Source organism: Pseudomonas sp. R4-15, assembly GCF_055768815.1.
This window is the reverse complement of record NZ_CM147293.1, coordinates 2,637,557-2,655,755: the sequence shown is the minus strand read 5'-3', so window position 1 is coordinate 2,655,755 and position 18,199 is coordinate 2,637,557. Positions and strand designations below refer to the sequence as shown.

Genomic DNA, 18,199 nt, shown 5'->3' with positions numbered 1-18,199 from the left:
GTAACGCCGTATCGCGCCAAAACAGGCACCGGCCCGTAGGGTTGTGCCAGAAATGGCCTGCGCTGTCGTTGCAGGACTTGCCAAGGGAATAACCATTGGCTGCGTCCTGCGCCTAATCGCAGGCCATTTCTGGCGACAACGCGGCTCGTGAATGAAACGGGAACAGGCCCTAGCGTCACGAGGCTAAGCCGGTCCGTAGGCCAGCCGCGCAAGGCAGACCAGCACACCGGCGATGGCCAGGCAGGCGTAGAAGTTTTCCAGCAGCAATTGGGGAAAGAGCATGGTGCGTGTCTCCGCTAAGGCTTCGCGAGACACGCTAGAGAGCAGGCGCCAGACTGTCGATCCGTAAACTTTTCGTACGTAAACAAAAGGTACGGATCACAGCGGACCGGGATCGGGAATCGGGTCCGGTGGCGGGGGCGCCTTCTCCAGGTTTTCCAGGGCCTCCTCGGTGAGCTCCGGGCCCTCCTCCTCAGCTTCGGCCTCGTCCAGATCGTTGAGCGGCGACTGGTCGCCCTGCAGCAGCCAGGGTAGGAAGGATGCGGTTTGATGCGTAGCGGCAAGCATGGAACGCCTCCTCGGGATGACGTGGAATGACAACCTGGAGCGCTGGCCTCACGAGGCCAGCGGCGCCTGCTCGAGCATCAGCTCGCGACGCACCAGGGCCTCCAGGCGGGAAAATTCGAAGGGTTTGAGCAGGAAATCGACGACGTTCAGGTGCATCGCATCGATGGCATCGGTCACGTCCGCGCGCCCAGACATCACCACCACCGGCAAGGCCGCACGGTCGGATTCGCGGATGCTGCGCACCAGCTCCAGGCCATCCTCATGGTCCAGGCGCAGGTCGGTAATCAACATGCCAATCGAGCGCCGGCGGCGTAGCAACGTCATGGCACTGCCTGCACCATCGGCGGTATAGCAACGGATGCCCGAGAGCCTCAGCATCTCGGCCAGCAACTCACGAAAATCCTCGTCGTCCTCTACCAGCAACACCGAAGACGAGGCGGCATCCTCCAACTGGCTCACCTCGGCCAGGGCGGACTGCTCTTCTGCACTGAGTAGCTCGCGGGGATTGCTCACGATATTCGCCCCAATAAAATGCAACATCGCAAGAGAGACCGGCAATTTCGGCGGATGTTGCGTGATCGCGCTGCCATTGGTCGGAAATCCACCAAAACACGCCTTACGAGCCCATTCGGCAGACTGCCGCGCCACGCTATCCAGGCGATACCCGCGGGGGAACCTGTCACGCAGCGACGCCATGCATCACCCCGCGCACCTATGCAACAATATGTGCCCCGTCCGGCCCGCAACCGGCCTCCATCTGCGACAAACCCGCCCCCGTTCCTGGCGGCGGCGTTCGAACCTGGCCCTAAGGCATCACGGCGAACCCGAAAGCAATCCACTCTTTTTATTGGTAAAGCCCCTTGATCTCCACCGCCAACATCACCATGCAGTTCGGCGCCAAGCCGCTGTTCGAGAACGTTTCCGTCAAGTTCGGCAACGGCAACCGCTACGGCCTGATCGGCGCCAACGGCTGCGGCAAGTCCACCTTCATGAAAATCCTCGGTGGCGAGCTGGAGCCCTCGGCCGGGCAGGTGATGCTCGAACCCAACGTGCGCCTCGGCAAGCTGCGCCAGGACCAGTTCGCCTACGAGGACAACAGCGTCATCGACACGGTGATCATGGGCCACACCGAACTGTGGGACGTGAAGGCCGAGCGTGACCGCATCTACTCGCTGCCGGAGATGAGCGAGGAGGACGGCATGGCGGTGGCCGAGCTGGAGGTGCAGTTCGCCGAGTACGACGGCTATACCGCCGAATCCCGCGCGGGTGAACTGCTGCTCGGCCTGGGCATTCCGCTGGATCAGCACTTCGGTCCGATGAGTGCCGTGGCGCCGGGCTGGAAGCTTCGCGTACTGCTGGCCCAGGCGCTGTTCTCCGATCCGGAAGTGCTGCTGCTCGACGAGCCGACCAACCACCTGGACATCAACACCATCCGCTGGCTGGAGAGCGTGCTCACCGCGCGCAACTCCACCATGATCATCATTTCCCACGACCGTCACTTCCTGAACTCGGTCTGCACCCACATGGCCGACCTGGACTACGGCGAGCTGCGCCTGTTCCCGGGCAACTACGACGAGTACATGACCGCGGCGACCCAGGCGCGCGAGCGCCTGCTGTCCGACAACGCCAAGAAGAAGGCGCAGATCGCCGAACTGCAGACCTTCGTCAGCCGCTTCTCGGCCAACGCCTCGAAAGCCAAGCAGGCCACCAGCCGCGCCAAGCAGATCGACAAGATCCAGCTCGAAGAGGTCAAGCCGTCCAGCCGTGTCAGCCCGTTCATTCGCTTCGAGCAGCAGAAGAAGCTGCACCGCCAGGCGCTGACCCTGGAGAACGTGGCCCAGGGCTACGACGGCCAGACGCTGTTCTCCGGCCTGTCGCTGCAGGTCGAAGCCGGCGAGCGCATCGCCATCATCGGCCCCAACGGCATCGGCAAGACCACCCTGCTGCGTACCCTGGTCGACGACATGCCGGCGATGAAGGGCGAGGTAAAGTGGGCGGAAAGCGCCGATATCGGCTACTTCGCCCAGGACCACGCCGAAGACTTCGAGAAGGACATGACCCTGTTCGACTGGATGGGCCAGTGGACCGGCGGCGGCGAGCAGCTGGTGCGCGGCACCCTCGGCCGCATGCTGTTCTCCAACGACGACATCGGCAAATCGGTGAAGGTGATTTCCGGTGGCGAACAGGGCCGCATGCTGTTCGGCAAGCTGATCCTGGCCAAGCCCAACGTACTGGTGATGGACGAACCGACCAACCACCTGGACATGGAATCCATCGAGGCGCTGAACCTGGCGCTGGAGAACTACCCGGGCACGCTGATCTTCGTCAGCCACGACCGGGAATTCGTCAGTTCCCTGGCCACCCGCATCATCGAACTGTCGGAAACCGGCATCGCCGACTTCTCCGGCAGCTACGACGACTACCTGCGCAGCCAGGGCATCGTCTGACCACCCGCTCGCCGCGGCCCCGAAGCGGGCCGCGGCTGGCCGCTACATCGCCGCATCCCGTATAGTTCGGGACTTTCCTTCGTTACCTGCGCACAAGCCATCATCATGACCGACGCCCGCCAGATCCTCGTCACCAGCGCCCTGCCCTACGCCAACGGCTCGATCCACCTCGGCCACATGGTCGAGTACATCCAGACCGACATCTGGGTGCGTTTCCAGAAGCTGCGCGGCCACCAGTGCACCTACGTCTGCGCCTCCGATGCCCACGGTTCGGCGATCATGCTGCGCGCGGAGAAGGAAGGCATCACCCCCGAGCAACTGATCGAGAACGTGCGCCAGGAGCACGCCACCGACTTCGCCGACTTCCTGGTGGACTTCGACAACTTCCACTCGACCCACTCGGAAGAGAACCGCGAACTGTCCTCGGCGATCTACAAGGCGCTACGTGACAACGGCCACATCGCCACCCGCTCGGTAACCCAGTACTTCGATCCCGAAAAGGGCATGTTCCTCGCCGACCGATTCATCAAGGGCACCTGCCCCAAGTGCGGCACGCCCGACCAGTATGGCGACAACTGCGAGAAGTGCGGCGCCACCTACGAGCCCACCGAGCTGAAAGACCCGCGCTCGGCGATTTCCGGCGCGGTGCCGGAGCTGCGTGACTCCAAGCACTTCTTCTTCAAGCTGCCGGACTTCGAAGCGAGCCTGAAGCAGTGGACCCGCAGCGGCGCGCTGCAGGAGTCGGTGGCGAACAAGATCGCCGAATGGCTGGACGCCGGTCTGCAGGAGTGGGACATCTCCCGCGATGCGCCCTACTTCGGCTTCGAGATCCCCGACGAACCGGGCAAGTATTTCTACGTCTGGCTGGACGCGCCGATCGGCTACATGGCCAGTTTCAAGAACCTCTGCGCGCGCCGCCCGGAGCTGGACTACGACAGCTACTGGAAGCCGGACTCCACCGCCGAGGTGTACCACTTCATCGGCAAGGACATCGTCAACTTCCACGCGCTGTTCTGGCCGGCGATGCTCGAGGGTGCGGGCTTCCGCAAGCCCACCGCGCTGAACGTGCACGGTTTCCTCACCGTCGACGGGCAGAAGATGTCCAAGTCGCGCGGCACCTTCATCAAGGCGCGCACCTACCTGGACCACCTGAATCCCGAGTACCTGCGTTACTACTTCGCCAGCAAGCTCGGCCGTGGCGTGGATGACCTCGACCTGTCGCTCGACGACTTCGTGCAGAAGGTCAACTCGGACCTGGTCGGCAAGGTGGTGAACATCGCCAGCCGCTGCGCCGGCTTCATCCACCGTGGCAACGGCGGCGTGCTGGTACACGCCGATCCGGAGCCGGCGCTGTGGAACGCCACCCTGGAGGCCGCACCGCAGATCGCCGAGGCCTACGAGCAGCGCGACTTCGCCCGCGCCATGCGCGAGATCATGACCCTCGCCGACCAGGCCAACGCCTGGATCGCCGAAAAGGCGCCCTGGGCGCTGAACAAGGTCGAGGGGAAACAGGGCGAAGTGCAGCAGATCTGCGCCCTGGGCGTGAACCTGTTCCGCCAGTTGGTCATCTTCCTCAAACCGGTGCTGCCAAAGCTGGCCGAAGCCGCCGAACAGTTCCTCAACGTGCCGGCACTGCACTGGGACGACCACCGCGGCCCGCTCGCCGACCATCAGTTGAACGCCTTCACCCCGCTGCTCACCCGCATTGAGGCCGATAAGGTGCAGGCGATGGTCGACGCGTCCAAGCAAGACCTGGCCGCTGCCGAAGCACCGAAGGACGCCGCGCCCCAAGGCAACGGCGAGCTGGCCAAGGAGCCGATCGCCGAAACCATCGACTTCAACGCTTTTGCCGCCGTCGACCTGCGCATCGCGCTGATCGAGAAGGCCGAGTTCGTCGAAGGCGCCGACAAGCTGCTGCGCCTGACCCTGGACATCGGCGATGCCAAGCGCAACGTGTTCTCCGGGATCAAGAGCGCCTATCCCGAGCCGAGCAAATTGGAAGGCAAACTGACCCTGTACGTGGCCAACCTGGCCGCGCGCAAGATGAAGTTCGGCGTCTCCGAAGGCATGGTCCTGGCGGCCGGCCCCGGCGGCGAGGAAATCTACCTGCTCAGCCCGGACAGCGGCGCCAAGCCCGGCCAGCGGGTCAAGTAAGCCCGCTACGCGCCCGCTCGCAGGTCGAGTCGGGCGCGTGACGTCCCAGGATCGCCCCATGCACCTCGCGTTTCTGCTGTTGCTCGCCGTCCTGCTACCCCGTCTGCTCGCAGCGGGCCAGCCGAGCGCAGCCGCCGCCCGGCCAGCGGCGCTGGCCTTGCTGCTCTCGGCGCCGTTCGGCTGGCTGCTGCGACAGGGCCTCGACGCCGTGGCGGTGCCGGCACTCTGGCTGCCGCTCTACCTGTCCGCGCAGGTTCCGCTGACCGCACTGGCGCAAACGCTCTGGCGTCGTCTGCCCGGCGCAGCGTACGAAGCCCCTGACAAACTTGCGCTGATCGCCAGCGCTGCACTCCCCGGTATCGGCCTGTGGCTCGCGGCGCTGAGCTTCAGCGCATGGCTGCTCCAGGCGCTGGGCGCGGCCATTGCCCTGGTCCTGCTGGCAACGCTGCTCGACGATCTGCTCGCCCGTTTGCCAACACCCCCACGCGCCTTGCGCGGAACGCCGTTGCTGTTGTGCGCCAGCGGATTGCTCGGGCTGGTGTTACTCGGTCTGGAAGGTCTCTGGCGATGAATGCCCTCACCCTGAACACTGAATTGCGATGCCCATGAACACTGCCCTGATCGACACCATCGACGCCCTGCTGCCGCAGACTCAATGCGGCAAGTGCGGCCACGATGGCTGCCTGCCCTATGCCCAGGGCATTGCCGATGGCGAGGCGATCAACAAATGTCCGCCCGGCGGCCAGGCCACGGTGACGGCACTCGCCACCCTACTCGCGCGCCCCGAGCTACCGCTGGCCGAAGCACCGGTCCCCGCGCAGGTGGCGGTGATTCGCGAAGCCGAGTGCATCGGTTGCACCAAGTGCATTCAGGCCTGCCCACTGGACGCCATCGTCGGTGCCGCCAAGCTGATGCACACCGTGATCGCCGACGAATGCAGCGGCTGCGAACTGTGCGTGGCACCCTGCCCGGTCGATTGCATCGACCTCCTCGTTCTCGAGGGCGCCGAAGCCGAAGCGCAACGCGCCCGTGCCGCACAGTTCCGCCAGCGCCACCGGGCCCGCCAGCGACGCCTGGCGCGGAACGCCGCGCGGCGCCGTGAGGAACGCCAGGCGCAGCCGCGCGCGGCGGTCGCGCAGAACAACGAGCCGGCCCCGCAGACAGACGCCCTGAAAAAAGCCCGCATCGCCGCCAGCATGGCACGCGTCGCCCTTGGCAAGGCCGAACGCCAGTTGGCACTGCATGGCACCGAGGCGTTGCAGCAGCAGGTGGAACGTCTGCGCACGGCCCACCAGGAGGCCGATGAAGCGCTGCGCCATATCGAGGCGCAGGCTCCGTCTGCAGCGCAGGCGAGCGATGCGGGCGCCGACCGCAAGCGCGCGACCATCGCCGCCGCCCTGGCACGCAGCCAGTTGGCCAAGGCACAGCGTGCCTTCGGCGCGACGCCCGATGACCATCAACGCAACCAGCTCCAGGAACTCGAAGCCGCCGTGGCCCGCGCCGAGCAGGCACTGGCAGCGCCCACGGACGGTGAAGCCCGCCTGCGCCAGGCCAAGCAGGCCTACAAGGCCGCCCGTGACGCGTTGCGCAACGGCGAGCGCGAAGCACGCGAAGACCTTCCCGCTCTACGCGATGCGCTGGCCCGCACCGAGCAGGCCCTGCACCTCGCCGAAGAGCACTGCGGCAAACCGGCGCCGCAGTTGCAGCGCCAGGACAAGCGTCCGGTTTCCCCCGAGCGTCGGCAGGCCAAGACCACACTCGCCTATGCCCGCGCGGAGCTGGCCCGGTTGCGCCGCGACGGTGCCGCCGCCGAAGCCTTGTCCGCCGCCGAGCAACGCCTTGAACAGGCGCAGCGCGAGGTCGACGCGCTGGAGCGGCCGGCGTGAGCGGACGCCCATGAGCACCCAGCGCCAAGTGCTCTGGGCATGCCTGCCCGGCCTGCTCGCGCTCGTCTGGCAGTTCGGCTGGGGCACCCCGCTGCAATTGCTGATCACGCTACCTAGCGCACTCCTTTGCAGCGCCCTGGAGCACCATCTGCGGCCTGAGCACGCCACTGGCCATGAGGATGCGCTGGTCAGCGCCACGCTGCTCGGCCTGGCATTGCCCGGCGGCGCACCGGCCTGGGTGGCGGCCAGTGCCACAGCCTTCGGCCTCCTCGTCGGACGCAGCCTGCTTGGCGGCAGCGGCCGTAACCCGCTCAATCCGGCGATGCTCGGCTATCTGTTCGCGCTGCTGGCATTTCCCGCGGCGTTGAGCCAGTGGCCGCAACAGCCGCTGGGCTTCACCCCGGCACTGACCGCCCTGGGCGGTAACCCGACCAGCGATGCGTTCAGCGGCGCGACCCTACTCGACAGCCTGCGCCACGAACGCGCGTTGACCATCGACGAGCGCTTCGCCAACGATCCAGCATTCGGCCATTTCGCCGCGGCCGGCATGGAATGGGTCAACCTGGCCTTTCTCCTCGGCGGCCTCTGGCTGATTCGCCGTCGCGTGATCGACTGGCGCGTACCCGCGGGTCTGCTCGGCACCCTGACGCTGCTGGCGCTGGCCTGCTGGAACGGCAATGGCTCGGACTCCAATGGCTCGCCGCTGCTGCACCTGTTCTCCGGCGCCAGCATGCTCGGCGCCTTCTTCATCGCCAGCGAGCCCGTTAGCGGCGCTCGCACGCCACGCGGGCGACTGTACTTCGGCATCGGTGTCGGCGCGCTGGTGTATGCGATACGCACCTGGGGAGGCTACGCCGATGGCCTGGCCATCGGCGTGCTGACGATGAACCTGGCGGCGCCCTGGCTCGACCGCTTCGCCGCGCGGCGCCCGGCATGATGCGACTGCTCGCGCCGTGCCTGGCCGCGCTGGCATTGCTGGCCCTGCTCGCTCAGGGGTTGAGCCCGGCCATCCAGGCCGAACGCCGCGCCTGGAACGAACGCAAGCTGCTCGCGCCACTCGCCGGCCTGGCCTACGACAACCAGCCACTGCAGGAGCCGCTGGCCGTCACCGCGCCGCTCACCGGCGCCTGGCAGGTCCGCCTTCGCGACGCGCCGGTGGCTCGCCTGCTGCGCCTGCGGACGTCGGGCTACGAAGGTCCCATCGAACTCCTGCTGGCCACCGATGCCCGCGGCCGCCTGCACGACCTCTCGGTGCTGCAGCAGAGCGAGACGCCCGGCCTTGCCGCCCTCGACGAAGCGCCGGGGCAGACCTGGCTCGCCAGCCTGCGCGGACGCACGGCAGCGCAGTTGCAGCTCCGCGCAGACGGTGGCGAGGTGGATGCGATCGCCGGCGCCACCCGTACCTCACGCGCGGTCGTCGATGCGCTGCGTGCAGCGCTCACCCAGGAGACGCCCCCATGAAACGTCTGAGCGTGCTGGCGTTGCCTGCCGTGCTCGCCGGCAGCGAGTCCCTGCTCCAGGGTCTGTTGACCGCAGCCAGTCTATTGCTGGTCGGCGCATTCGCCACGCCACTGCTGTGTGTATTGCGCGCTTCCAGCCCTGGCCAACGCCTGGCCGCCGCACTGTTGCTGGGCGGCGTCGCCGCGACGGCCTGTGCGCTGGCACTGCAGGCCGTGTCCCTGGAGGACTATCACGCCAATGCCGGCGCCCTGGCGCTCGTCGCGCTGATCCCTGCAGGGCTGCAGGCAGACGGCAACGCCAGGGCCTTGGCCAGGATCGCCGGCCTGGCTATCCTGCTCGGCGCGCTGCGCGAGGGCCTCGGCCACGGCAGCCTGCTGCAGCACGGTTGGACCTTGCCCTGGCATTGGCCACTGTTGGCTCTGCCCGCCCTGTCACTGTTGCTGCTGGGCCTGGCCCTGGCAGCGCGCCGACACTTCCGCCCGACACAAGACGACCGATGAACGCCGCCAAACGCCTGGAAATCTTCCGCCGCCTCCACGAGGACAACCCCGATCCGAAGACCGAACTGGCCTACACCACGCCCTTCGAGCTGCTGATCGCGGTGATCCTCTCCGCGCAGGCCACCGACGTCGGGGTGAACAAGGCCACGGCCCGCCTCTACCCGGTGGCGAACACGCCCCAGGCGATCTACGACCTCGGCGTCGAGGGCCTGTCCGAGTACATCAAGACCATCGGCCTGTACAACAGCAAGGCGAAGAACGTCATCGAGACCTGCCGCATCCTGGTGGAGAAACATGGCGGCGAGGTGCCGGACAACCGTGAAGACCTGGAAGCCCTCCCCGGGGTCGGCCGCAAGACCGCCAACGTAGTGCTGAACACCGCCTTTCGTCAGCCGACCATGGCAGTGGACACGCATATTTTCCGCGTTGCCAATCGTACCGGCATCGCGCCGGGCAAGAACGTTCTGGAGGTCGAGCGCAAGCTGGTGAAGTTCGTACCCAAGGACTATCTGCTCGATGCGCACCACTGGCTGATCCTCCACGGGCGCTACGTGTGCAAGGCGCGCAAGCCCGCCTGTGGCGCCTGCCGCATCGAAGACCTGTGCGAATACAAGCACAAGACGTCTGACGATTGATTACCCCCGGATTTTTTCATCCTCCCGATTGAAAAAATCTTTTTTACCCGCTCGATCTTTGCCGCTATAAGGTGCGCCAAAAGCCCCCTGCTATCGGGAGTGAGGGTATGAGCGATAAAGAGATCGAACTGGACGACGACTTCGAGACCGACGAGGAGGAAACCTCCGAGAAAACCGTCGAAGTCGCCAAGACCAACCTGACCAAACGCCGCATCATCGACAACTATCTCGAAGAGCGACGCCTGCAGAAACAGCTGGCGGACTACGACTTCGACCTCTGACGCCCGCACGCCAGCAAACACTGAAAAACCGCCATGCCTGTCCGGGCATGGCGGTTTTTTATGGCCCTAGCCGAGCACCCTCAAGACAAGCGCATATTCCAGCGCCACGTCACGCAGCGCCTGATAGCGGCCACTCATCCCGCCGTGTCCCGCGCCGAAGTCGGTCTTGAGCAGCAGCAGATTGTCGTCGGTCTTGGTCGCTCGCAGCTTCGCCACCCACTTGGCGGCCTCCCAGTACTGCACGCGGCTGTCGTGGTAACCGGCGACGGCGAGGATCGCCGGGTAGTCCTGGGCACGCACGTTCTCGTAGGGCGCGTAGTCGGCCAGGCGCTCGCGCACCTCGGGCTGGTTCGGATCGCCCCATTCGTCGTACTCGGTGACGGTCAGCGGCAGGTCCGGATTGAGCATGCTGTTGAGCACATCGACGAACGGCACCTCGGCGATGGCGGCGGCGAACAGCTCCGGACGCTGGTTGAGCACCGCGCCGATCAGCAGGCCGCCGGCGCTGCCACCGCTGATCGCCAGCCGCTCGCGTCGGGTGTAGCCCTCGGCGAGCAGGTGTTCGGCGCAGGCGATGAAGTCATCGAAGCTGTTCTGCTTGTGCTCCAGTTTGCCGGCGCGGTACCAGGCCTCGCCGAGCTCGCCACCACCGCGCACGTGGGCGATGGCGAACACGTAACCGCGTTCGAGCAGGCTCAGACGCGCATGGGAGAACCAGGGGTCGAGGCTCTCCCCGTAGGCGCCGTAGCCGTACAGGTAGAGCGGCGCCGGCAAGCCACTGGCGAGCACCTCGCGACGCGCTACGAGGCTGATCGGCACCGGCGTGCCATCCGCCGCACGTGCCCACAGGCGGCGGCTCTCGTAGGCTTCGGCATCGAAGAGACCCTCGACCGGCACCTGCTTGAGAATGCGCTGCTCGCCACTGGCGAGGTCCAGCTGGCGCACCTGTGCCGGGCGGTTCAGCGCCTCGTAGCGCAGGCGCACCACCGGGCTGTCGAAGGCCAGGTTGTCCTGCACGTAGAGGCTGTAGGCCGCGTCAGGCAGTTCGACCTGGTAGGCCTCGCCGGCGGCAGGCAGCACGCGCAGCACCGGCAGTCCGGCATCGCGCAGGCTGAGCACCAGGGCATCGCGGTTGATACTGACGTCCTCCAGGGTCCGCTCGGCATCGTGGGGCACCAGGCACTGCCAGGCGGCGCGCTGCGGATTGTCCTCGGGCGCGCGGTAGAGGGCGAAGTTGATGCCCTCCTGGTTGCTACGGATCAACCAGCACCACTGGCCCTCCCAGAGGCCGTGGTCGACCTCGTATTCGTGCGCTTCCTCGCGCGGCGCCACGCAGGTGAAGGCGCCCTGGGCGTCGTTCGCATCCAGCACCCAGGCCTCGCTGGTGGTCTTGCTGTGGCTGAGCAGGATCAACTGGCGTTCCGAGCTGCTGCGGTAGCACTGCACGAAGAAACGCCCGTCCGGCTCCTCGAACACGCAATCGGCGCCCGCGCTGCCCAGGCGGTGACGATGGACGCGGAACGGCCGGTGGGTCTCGTCCAGCTCGCCGAAGAACAGCGTGGCGCTGTCGTTGGCCCAGGTCAGGCTGCCGTCGCAGTCATCGAACGGCAGCTCGCTGAGCTCGCCACTGTCGAGGTCCTTCACGTACAGCTGGTAGATCTCGTCACCACTGGTATCCAGGCTGTAGGCCAGCAGGCGCGAGTCTGGCGAGACCTTCATCGCGCCCAGCGACAGGTAGCCGTCGCCGGCCAGGACATTCGGGTCGAGCAGCAGTTGCTCGGTCTCGACGTCGATCTCCGACGAACCGTCCGCCGGGCACGGGCAGCGATAGTGACGCGGGTATTCGTCGCCCGCCGTGGTGCGCTGGTAGTACAGATAGCCCTGCCAGGGCGTGGGCAGCGACAGGTCGGTTTCGCGGATGCGCCCGCGGATTTCCTCGAACAACGTCTCGCGCAGCGCCTGCTGCGGGGCCAGCATCTGCTCCAGGTAGTCGTTCTCCGCACGCAGGTAGGCGAGCACCTCCTCGCTGTCGCGATTCTCCAGCCAACGGTAGGGATCGGCTGTGGTTTCCTGACGGGCGACGGGGGCTTGCGGCATGCGTTTCTCCGGGGGGCGATACGGGCGAAAAGCCGCTATGATAGGCGTCCCTGTCGCTGTCCGAAACGCCAATGAACGAGAACGACTACCTGCTCGCCTGGGCCGCCTATGGCATCGCCGCACTCGGCCTGCTGCTGGTCTGGATCCGCATGACCGGCTGGATGTGGCGCCTGCTGCGCGAGCCCCTGCGGGTGCTGGTGGCGGTCCTGCTGCTGACTCCGACGATGGTCGAGCCTTCGCGCGATCTGTATGCCCCGGCGATCGCCGTGGCCGCGCTGGACATCGTCTTCAAGGTCGGCAATCTAGTGTGGTCGGCGGCTGCCGATCTGGCCCTGTTCGGCATGATCGCCTTCGCCCTTTACCTGATCTTCGCGCTGATCCGCTGGCCTCTGGAGCGCCGCCTGCGCGCGCGCCGCGAGGCGGCCCGCGAAGACTCGCGCACCCTGCGCGAGCGCCTCGCCGAGGATGACGAGGACGAACCGCCCGCGCGCGACGTCCTGCGCGCCGAACGCTCCTGAGTCCGGCGTGGTCGAGCCCTCATCGCCGCGCCTTTTCTTCATCTCCCCTGACCGCTCGCCCCTGGTGAGCGGGGAGCTCCAGCATGTGTGAACTGCTCGGCATGAGCGCCAATGTCCCGACCGACATCGTTTTCAGCTTCACCGGGCTGATGCAGCGCGGCGGACACACCGGTCCGCACCGTGATGGCTGGGGCATCGCCTTCTACGAGGGCCGCGGCCTGCGCCTGTTCCACGACCCTTCGGCGAGCGCCGAATCCGAGGTCGCGCGCCTGGTACAGCGCTACCCGATCAAGAGCGAAGTGGTGATCGGCCATATCCGCCAGGCCAACGTCGGCGCTGTCGGCCTGGCCAATACCCATCCCTTCGTGCGCGAGCTGTGGGGTCGCTACTGGTGCTTCGCGCACAACGGCCAGCTCAAGGACTTCGCCAAGCCCAGCGGCTTCTACCGGCCGGTCGGCGATACCGACAGCGAGGCGGCTTTCTGCACCCTGCTCGATCGCGTACGCCGCGCCTTTCCCGAACCGGTGCCGGTGGTCGCCCTGCTCCCGGTGCTGGTCGCCGCGAGTAGCGAATTCGCCCGCCAGGGTGTGTTCAACTGCCTGCTCAGCGATGGCGACTGGCTGTTCAGTTTCTGCTCGACCAAGCTCGCCGAGATCACCCGGCGAGCACCGTTCGGTGCGGCGACGCTCAAGGATGCGGAACTCACCGTGGACTTTCAGGCCGAAACCAGCGCGGGCGATGTGGTCACCGTGCTGGCCACCGACGCGCTGACCGACAATGAACGCTGGACGCTGCATCAGCCCGGCGAATGGACGCTGTGGCGACGCGGCGAGTGCGTGGCGCGCGGACGCGCCTGAGGAGAAAAGGATGTTGCGAAGCTACCTGCGTCTAGCGTTGTTCGCCCTGGGGCTGCTGATCGGTGTCCAGGTGCCGGCTTTTCTCGACGAATACAGCCTGCGCGTGGAATCCCATCGCCTGGAGGCCGAACGCAACCTGCGCGGCTTCCAGGACACCGCACGGCGCTTCTTCGGCAACGACATGGACGCCCTGATCGCGCATTACCGCGACAGTACCGATCCGGTGATGCGCAACGATGCCGAGAACATCGCCGCCCTCGCCGCCCGTGCCCAGTTGCTCGCCGCGGAGTCCCGGGCGATGCAAGGGCCCTGGTACCGCCGCGCCTGGCACGTGGCCTTCGCCGCCAATCGCGAACTGCTCGAAGAGACCCTCGCCGGCTATCGTTACCAGGTCGTGCTGGCCCCCGAGGCCATCGCCTGGGCCGTGGCCAGCGCGGTCCTGCTGGCCTGGCTGGTGGAGAGTCTGTTGCTGCTGATCAAGCGGATCCTCTTCGGCCGCGGAAGACGTCTGGAGCAACGCCGCTGGGCATAGTCTGCCCTCAGAAGAGCGCCATCTGCCCGTCGACCAGGCGCTCGAAATCGGCACCGACGAACGGCAGGATGGCCTCGGCCACCGGCTTGAGTTGCCGCTCGACGTAGAAGCCATAGTCGACCGGCGCGCTCAGCGCCTCCAGCGGCTGCGGGCCGGCAGTGGTGATCAGGTAGGCGATCCAGCCGCCGCGTCCATATTGCGCAGGCCGTCCCAACTGCGCGTTCTGCGCATCGGCCAGGCGTGCGGCACGCACGTGCGGCGGCACGTTGCGGGTGTAGTCGGAGAGCTTGCGGCGCAGCCGCTTGCGAAACACCAGCAGCTCGTCCAGTTCGCCCGCCAGGGTCGCACGCACCTGCTCGCGCACGTATTCCTCGAACGGCTCGCCGGTGAAGATGCGCAGGTACAGCGCCTGCTGGAAGCGCTGCGCCAGCGGCGACCAGTCGGTGCGCACCGTTTCCAGTCCCTTGAAGATCATCCGCTGCCCGTCGGCCTCGTTGACCAGTCCGGCGTAGCGCTTCTTGCTGCCCTCCTCCGCGCCGCGGATGGTGGGCATCAAAAAGCGTGCGAAATGCCGCTCGAATTGCAGTTCCAGGGCGCTCTGCAGGCCGAAGGCCGAGGCCAGGTGCTCGCGCCAGAAGGCGTTGATCCGACCGACCAGCGCGCGGCCGATGTCGGCCGCCGAGGCTTCGTCGTGGGCGCTCCCGAGCCAGACGAAGGTCGAGTCGGTATCGCCATAGATCACCGCGTAGCCCTCGGCTTCGATCAGCTCGCGGGTGCGGTGCATGATCCAGTGCCCGCGCAGGGTGATCGACGAGGCCAGGCGCGGATCGAAGAAGCGGCAGCCGCTGGAACCGAGCACGCCGTAGAAGGCGTTCATGATGATTTTCAGCGCCTGGGACAACGGCGCGTTGCCCGCGCGCTTGGCCGCCTCGCGGCCCGCCCAGACGCGCTCGACGATGGCCGGCAGGGCGTGCGCGGTGCGCGAGAAACGCGCGGCGCGAAAGCCCTCCACGGAGTGCGCCTCGTCCGGCTGGCGCAGGCCTTCGACCAGACCCACCGGATCGATCAGGAAGGTGCGGATGATCGACGGGTACAGGCTCTTGTAGTCGAGCACCAGCACCGAGTCGTAGAGCCCCGGGCGCGATTCCATGACGAAACCGCCAGGGCTGTTCTCGCCCTGGATGTCACCCAAGTTCGGCGCGACGAACCCCAGCCGATGCATCGGCGGCAAGTAGAGATGGGTGAAGGCCGCCACCGAGCCACCGCTGCGATCGGCAGCCAGACCCGTGACACTGGCGCGTTCGAGGAGGAAGTCCATCAACTGGGTCTTCTCGAAGATCCGCGTGACCAGCTCGCAGTCCTTGAGGTTGTAATGCGCCAGCGCCGGCTTGTCCTCGTCGAACATGCGCTGGATCTCGTCCATGCGCTGGTACGGGTTGTCGATCGCCTTGCCTTCGCCGAGCAATTCGCGGGACACCGCCTCCAGGCTGAACGAAGCGAAGTTCCAGGTGGCCGAGCGCAACGCCTCGATGCCATCGATGATCAGCCGGCCGGGCGCCTCGGCGAAGAAATGCCCGTTGCGCGCGCCGTGTTCGCGCCAGTCCAGCACCTCGCCGTCACGGCCCAGACGCAGCGGCACCTTCAACTCCACGGCATGCTGCTGCAGGATGCGGATGTCGAACTGCACCAGGTTCCAGCCGATGATCGCGTCCGGGTCGTGGCGCTCCAGCCAGTCGTTCAGGCGCTGCAGCAGGGCTCGCCGGTCCGCGCAGTACTCCAGCTCGAAGTCCTGCGACAGCGGGGTGCCGTTGGCCGGACCGAGCATGTAGACCTGGCGCTGCCCGCACCCCTGCAGGGCGATCGAATACAGCTCGCCACGGGCGCTGGTCTCGATATCGAGGGAAACCAGCCGCAGGCGTGGGCGATAGTCCTCCAGCGGGCGCAGCTGCACCTCACCCACGGCGTTTTCCACCACGCTCACCGGCGCGGTGATGAAACGCTCCATCAGGTAGCGATCAGGCGGCCGCACGTCCGCCTCGTAGACAGCCACGCCCGCCTCGCGCAGGCGCTTCTCCAGGGCCAGCAACTGGCGATATTGCCGGCAATACAGGCCGCTCACCGGGCGTTGCTGGAAATCCCGCAGGGCCAGTTCGCGCAACTCGACACCCGCCTCCCCGGCCAACACCCCGGCCGCCTGCGACACCTGCGCCGTCGGCAGGAAGGCCACCGAATGCGGGACCTCAATGCTCACGCAACGCGCCCCGGCGTCGCTGGCCAGCCAGAAACGCAATTGCGTGCCCTCCGGCGTATCGCGCCAGTGGCGGGTGAGGATGAAGGCGTTGAGCGCGGACACGGGACAGGTCATACCGGCGAAGAAGGCGCCATTCTAACGGGATTCGCTACGCGAGCTTCATCACCACCACGCCCACCGCGATCACCAGGCAGGCCAGCAGGCGGATCGGCCGCAGCCGCTCCTTGAGCAGAAGCACGCCCAGGAAGACGGCGAAGACCACGCTGGTCTCGCGCAACGCCGACACCAGCGCGACGGGAGCGCGGGTCATCGCCCAGATGACCAGTGTATAGGCAGCCATGGACATCGCTCCGCCGGCCAACCCCGCGCGCCAGTGCGGCCCCAGTTGCGGGAAGGCTCGCGGCCCGCGCACGCTTGCGAGCACCAGCGCCATGACCACGCCGTTGACGCTGAACAGCCACAGCGCATAGCTCAGCGCATCGCCATTGCTGCGCGCGCCCATCGCATCGCTCAGGGTATAGCCGGCGATGAACAGCGCCGTCATCAGCGCGCACACCAGCATCGCCGTTCGCGGTGCGCCCTGCTGGCCGCCGCGGATCGCCATCAGCCAGATGCCCAGCACCAGTATCAGAAGGCCCAGCAAACGCAGCGCGCTCAGCCCGTCGTGCAGCAGCAGTAGCGAGAGCAGCGCAACCAACAGCGGCGAGCTGCCTCGGGCGATCGGGTAGACCTGGCCGAGATCACCGTACTGGTAGGCGCGGGCGAGAAAGCCGTTGTAGCCGATATGCAGCAGCGCCGAGAGCGCGATCCAGGGCCAGGCGCTGGCCTGGGGCAACGACACCAATGGCAGTGCGCACAGCGCCACCAGTCCGGCGCCGATCTGGATCAGAGTGGCGGTGAGGAAGCGGTCGAGACCGATCTTGAGCAGAGCATTCCAGCCGGCATGCAGGGCAGCGGCGGCGATGACGACGAGAAAGACCGAGGTTTCCAAGAAACACCTTCAAGGCGAAGACGGGCAGTCCGGCACCGGGACAACGCACGCTACCCGCCGGTCCTCAGGGACGCAAATGCAGCCCTGCAGTCAGCCAGCCTGCAGTTCGGCGCAATAGCGCTCGACCTCGCCCATCAGCCATTCGCCGAGGGCCCGCTGGCGGCCGACCGACGCCTCCCGGTGCGGCAACACCAGCCAGTAGGGAAAGGGATAGGCCGGGGTATGTTCGGAGAGCTGCACCAGCTCGCCACGCCGCAGGGCGTCGTGAACCAGGCTGCGGCGCTCCAGGGCGATGCCCTGCCCCAGGCGCACCGCTTCGAGCACCAGGTTGGAGTCGTTGCAGGTCAGCGCGGCGGGCGCCAGGGTCTCCTCCAGCCCGGCGAGCTGGCACCATGACTGCCAGGACTCGCCCGAGGAGATCCGCCGCGCGGCCAGGATCGCCTCGGCGCTGCGTGGCAGCCGGCCGCCGGCGAAATTCGCCGCGGCCACCACCACCAGTTCGTCATGGAACAACAGTTGCGCCTCCGCGCCCTCCCAGTTGCCGTGGCCCATGCGCAAGGCGGCATCCAGCGGCGTTCGCGCCAGATCGCGCAGCGCCAGTCCGGCATGCAGGCGTACGGCGATGTTCGGATTGCGCTCGAGAAAGCCCGGCAGGCGCGGCAGCAGCCAGGCCATGCCGAAGGACGGTAGTACCGCCAATTGCAGTTCGCTGGAACGCGGCTGCTGGCGCACCATCCGCGTGGCCTCGGCGAGCTCGCCGAGCACCTCGCGAATCTGCAGCGCGTAGAGCCGGCCGTCCTCGCTGACCCACAGACGGCGGCCCTCGCGGACGAACAGCGCCACGCCGAGCAACTCCTCGAGCTGGCGGATCTGCTGGCTCACCGCCGAGTGGGTCACGTGCAGCTCGCGGGCGGCGCGGGTCACGCTGCCCAAGCGCGCAACGGCCTCGAAGCAGCGCAGGCTCGACAGCGGTGGAAGATCGGCCATGTAAGTAAACCTAACGGATATCGGTAAAAATCACC

18 protein-coding genes are annotated in these 18,199 nt (G+C 66.8%); 12 read left to right on the top strand and 6 right to left on the bottom strand.

Annotated features, from left to right (window positions below):
• Positions 1-378: 378 nt before the first annotated feature.
• Both ACYRGX_RS12660 and ACYRGX_RS12655 read right to left on the bottom strand, forming a co-directional pair.
• Entirely contained in the window at positions 379-567 is a 189-nt protein-coding gene (locus ACYRGX_RS12660) for a hypothetical protein (RefSeq protein ID WP_473052828.1), read from the bottom strand.
• A 48-nt stretch (positions 568-615) separates the two neighbouring features.
• A complete protein-coding gene (locus ACYRGX_RS12655; RefSeq protein ID WP_473052827.1) occupies positions 616-1,080 on the bottom strand; it encodes a response regulator in 465 nt (154 codons plus the stop codon).
• 347 nt (positions 1,081-1,427) lie between these two features.
• Here ACYRGX_RS12655 and ACYRGX_RS12650 point away from each other — a divergent pair, with 347 nt between their 5' ends.
• From ACYRGX_RS12650 to ACYRGX_RS12610, 9 genes are all read left to right on the top strand, one after another.
• Positions 1,428-3,014, top strand: a complete 1,587-nt coding sequence (locus ACYRGX_RS12650) for an ABC-F family ATPase (RefSeq protein WP_473052826.1) — start codon at positions 1,428-1,430, stop codon at positions 3,012-3,014.
• 105 nt (positions 3,015-3,119) lie between these two features.
• Positions 3,120-5,168: a methionine--tRNA ligase gene (gene metG, locus ACYRGX_RS12645; protein ID WP_473052825.1), complete on the top strand. Its 2,049-nt coding sequence runs from the start codon at positions 3,120-3,122 to the stop codon at positions 5,166-5,168.
• Positions 5,169-5,226: 58 nt separating this feature from the next.
• Positions 5,227-5,739 (top strand): hypothetical protein, encoded by a 513-nt coding sequence (locus ACYRGX_RS12640; RefSeq protein WP_473052824.1) that lies wholly within the window; start codon positions 5,227-5,229, stop codon positions 5,737-5,739.
• Between the two features lie 34 nt (positions 5,740-5,773).
• Positions 5,774-7,054, top strand: a complete 1,281-nt coding sequence (locus ACYRGX_RS12635; protein WP_473052823.1) for an RnfABCDGE type electron transport complex subunit B — start codon at positions 5,774-5,776, stop codon at positions 7,052-7,054.
• Between the two features lie 10 nt (positions 7,055-7,064).
• Entirely contained in the window at positions 7,065-7,991 is a 927-nt protein-coding gene (locus ACYRGX_RS12630) for an RnfABCDGE type electron transport complex subunit D (protein WP_473052822.1), read from the top strand.
• Positions 7,988-8,515: an RnfABCDGE type electron transport complex subunit G gene (locus ACYRGX_RS12625; protein WP_473052821.1), complete on the top strand. Its 528-nt coding sequence runs from the start codon at positions 7,988-7,990 to the stop codon at positions 8,513-8,515. The genes ACYRGX_RS12630 and ACYRGX_RS12625 overlap by 4 nt, the downstream gene beginning before the upstream one ends.
• Positions 8,512-9,015 (top strand): hypothetical protein, encoded by a 504-nt coding sequence (locus tag ACYRGX_RS12620; protein ID WP_473052820.1) that lies wholly within the window; start codon positions 8,512-8,514, stop codon positions 9,013-9,015. Before ACYRGX_RS12625 ends, ACYRGX_RS12620 begins: the two co-directional genes overlap by 4 nt.
• Positions 9,012-9,650, top strand: a complete 639-nt coding sequence (gene nth / locus ACYRGX_RS12615; RefSeq protein ID WP_473052819.1) for an endonuclease III — start codon at positions 9,012-9,014, stop codon at positions 9,648-9,650. Before ACYRGX_RS12620 ends, nth begins: the two co-directional genes overlap by 4 nt.
• Before the next feature lie 107 nt (positions 9,651-9,757).
• On the top strand, positions 9,758-9,931 hold the full coding sequence (locus tag ACYRGX_RS12610; RefSeq protein ID WP_473052818.1) for a PA3496 family putative envelope integrity protein: 174 nt from the start codon (positions 9,758-9,760) through the stop codon (positions 9,929-9,931).
• A gap of 66 nt (positions 9,932-9,997) precedes the next feature.
• Here the strand turns inward: ACYRGX_RS12610 and ACYRGX_RS12605 are convergent, their stop codons facing one another.
• A complete protein-coding gene (locus ACYRGX_RS12605) occupies positions 9,998-12,067 on the bottom strand; it encodes a S9 family peptidase (protein WP_473056684.1) in 2,070 nt (689 codons plus the stop codon).
• A 32-nt stretch (positions 12,068-12,099) separates the two neighbouring features.
• Between ACYRGX_RS12605 and ACYRGX_RS12600 the strand changes: the two genes are divergently transcribed.
• The 3 genes from ACYRGX_RS12600 (at position 12,100) to ACYRGX_RS12590 (ending at position 13,935) form a co-directional block, all read left to right on the top strand.
• The gene (locus tag ACYRGX_RS12600; RefSeq protein WP_473052817.1) at positions 12,100-12,546 is read left to right on the top strand and encodes an MFS transporter; all 447 of its coding nucleotides are present in this window, start codon (positions 12,100-12,102) and stop codon (positions 12,544-12,546) included.
• An 83-nt stretch (positions 12,547-12,629) separates the two neighbouring features.
• Positions 12,630-13,403, top strand: a complete 774-nt coding sequence (locus tag ACYRGX_RS12595; RefSeq protein WP_473052816.1) for a class II glutamine amidotransferase — start codon at positions 12,630-12,632, stop codon at positions 13,401-13,403.
• 10 nt (positions 13,404-13,413) lie between these two features.
• On the top strand, positions 13,414-13,935 hold the full coding sequence (locus ACYRGX_RS12590) for a DUF2937 family protein (RefSeq protein ID WP_473052815.1): 522 nt from the start codon (positions 13,414-13,416) through the stop codon (positions 13,933-13,935).
• Between the two features lie 7 nt (positions 13,936-13,942).
• On the opposite strand, the gene ACYRGX_RS12585 is transcribed toward ACYRGX_RS12590, so the two are convergent.
• The 3 genes from ACYRGX_RS12585 to ACYRGX_RS12575 all read right to left on the bottom strand — a co-directional run bounded on the left by ACYRGX_RS12585 (position 13,943) and on the right by ACYRGX_RS12575 (position 18,164).
• A complete protein-coding gene (locus ACYRGX_RS12585; RefSeq protein WP_473052814.1) occupies positions 13,943-16,300 on the bottom strand; it encodes a DNA polymerase II in 2,358 nt (785 codons plus the stop codon).
• A gap of 34 nt (positions 16,301-16,334) precedes the next feature.
• Positions 16,335-17,177 carry an EamA family transporter gene (locus ACYRGX_RS12580; protein WP_473052813.1) on the bottom strand — a complete coding sequence of 281 codons (843 nt, stop codon included), beginning with the start codon at positions 17,175-17,177 and terminating at the stop codon, positions 16,335-16,337.
• Between the two features lie 90 nt (positions 17,178-17,267).
• Positions 17,268-18,164: a LysR substrate-binding domain-containing protein gene (locus ACYRGX_RS12575; protein ID WP_473052812.1), complete on the bottom strand. Its 897-nt coding sequence runs from the start codon at positions 18,162-18,164 to the stop codon at positions 17,268-17,270.
• Positions 18,165-18,199 lie beyond the last annotated feature (35 nt).

What these genes read in the sequence shown, in the direction of transcription:
- ACYRGX_RS12660 (WP_473052828.1), bottom strand. Translation starts at nt 567, where the DNA reads ATGCTTGCCGCTACGCATCAAACCGCATCCTTCCTACCCTGGCTGCTG.
- metG (WP_473052825.1), top strand. Translation starts at nt 3,120, where the DNA reads ATGACCGACGCCCGCCAGATCCTCGTCACCAGCGCCCTGCCCTACGCC.
- ACYRGX_RS12640 (WP_473052824.1), top strand. Translation starts at nt 5,227, where the DNA reads ATGCACCTCGCGTTTCTGCTGTTGCTCGCCGTCCTGCTACCCCGTCTG.
- ACYRGX_RS12635 (WP_473052823.1), top strand. Translation starts at nt 5,774, where the DNA reads ATGAACACTGCCCTGATCGACACCATCGACGCCCTGCTGCCGCAGACT.
- ACYRGX_RS12630 (WP_473052822.1), top strand. Translation starts at nt 7,065, where the DNA reads ATGAGCACCCAGCGCCAAGTGCTCTGGGCATGCCTGCCCGGCCTGCTC.
- ACYRGX_RS12625 (WP_473052821.1), top strand. Translation starts at nt 7,988, where the DNA reads ATGATGCGACTGCTCGCGCCGTGCCTGGCCGCGCTGGCATTGCTGGCC.
- ACYRGX_RS12620 (WP_473052820.1), top strand. Translation starts at nt 8,512, where the DNA reads ATGAAACGTCTGAGCGTGCTGGCGTTGCCTGCCGTGCTCGCCGGCAGC.
- nth (WP_473052819.1), top strand. Translation starts at nt 9,012, where the DNA reads ATGAACGCCGCCAAACGCCTGGAAATCTTCCGCCGCCTCCACGAGGAC.
- ACYRGX_RS12610 (WP_473052818.1), top strand. Translation starts at nt 9,758, where the DNA reads ATGAGCGATAAAGAGATCGAACTGGACGACGACTTCGAGACCGACGAG.
- ACYRGX_RS12600 (WP_473052817.1), top strand. Translation starts at nt 12,100, where the DNA reads ATGAACGAGAACGACTACCTGCTCGCCTGGGCCGCCTATGGCATCGCC.
- ACYRGX_RS12595 (WP_473052816.1), top strand. Translation starts at nt 12,630, where the DNA reads ATGTGTGAACTGCTCGGCATGAGCGCCAATGTCCCGACCGACATCGTT.
- ACYRGX_RS12590 (WP_473052815.1), top strand. Translation starts at nt 13,414, where the DNA reads ATGTTGCGAAGCTACCTGCGTCTAGCGTTGTTCGCCCTGGGGCTGCTG.
- ACYRGX_RS12585 (WP_473052814.1), bottom strand. Translation starts at nt 16,300, where the DNA reads ATGACCTGTCCCGTGTCCGCGCTCAACGCCTTCATCCTCACCCGCCAC.
- ACYRGX_RS12575 (WP_473052812.1), bottom strand. Translation starts at nt 18,164, where the DNA reads ATGGCCGATCTTCCACCGCTGTCGAGCCTGCGCTGCTTCGAGGCCGTT.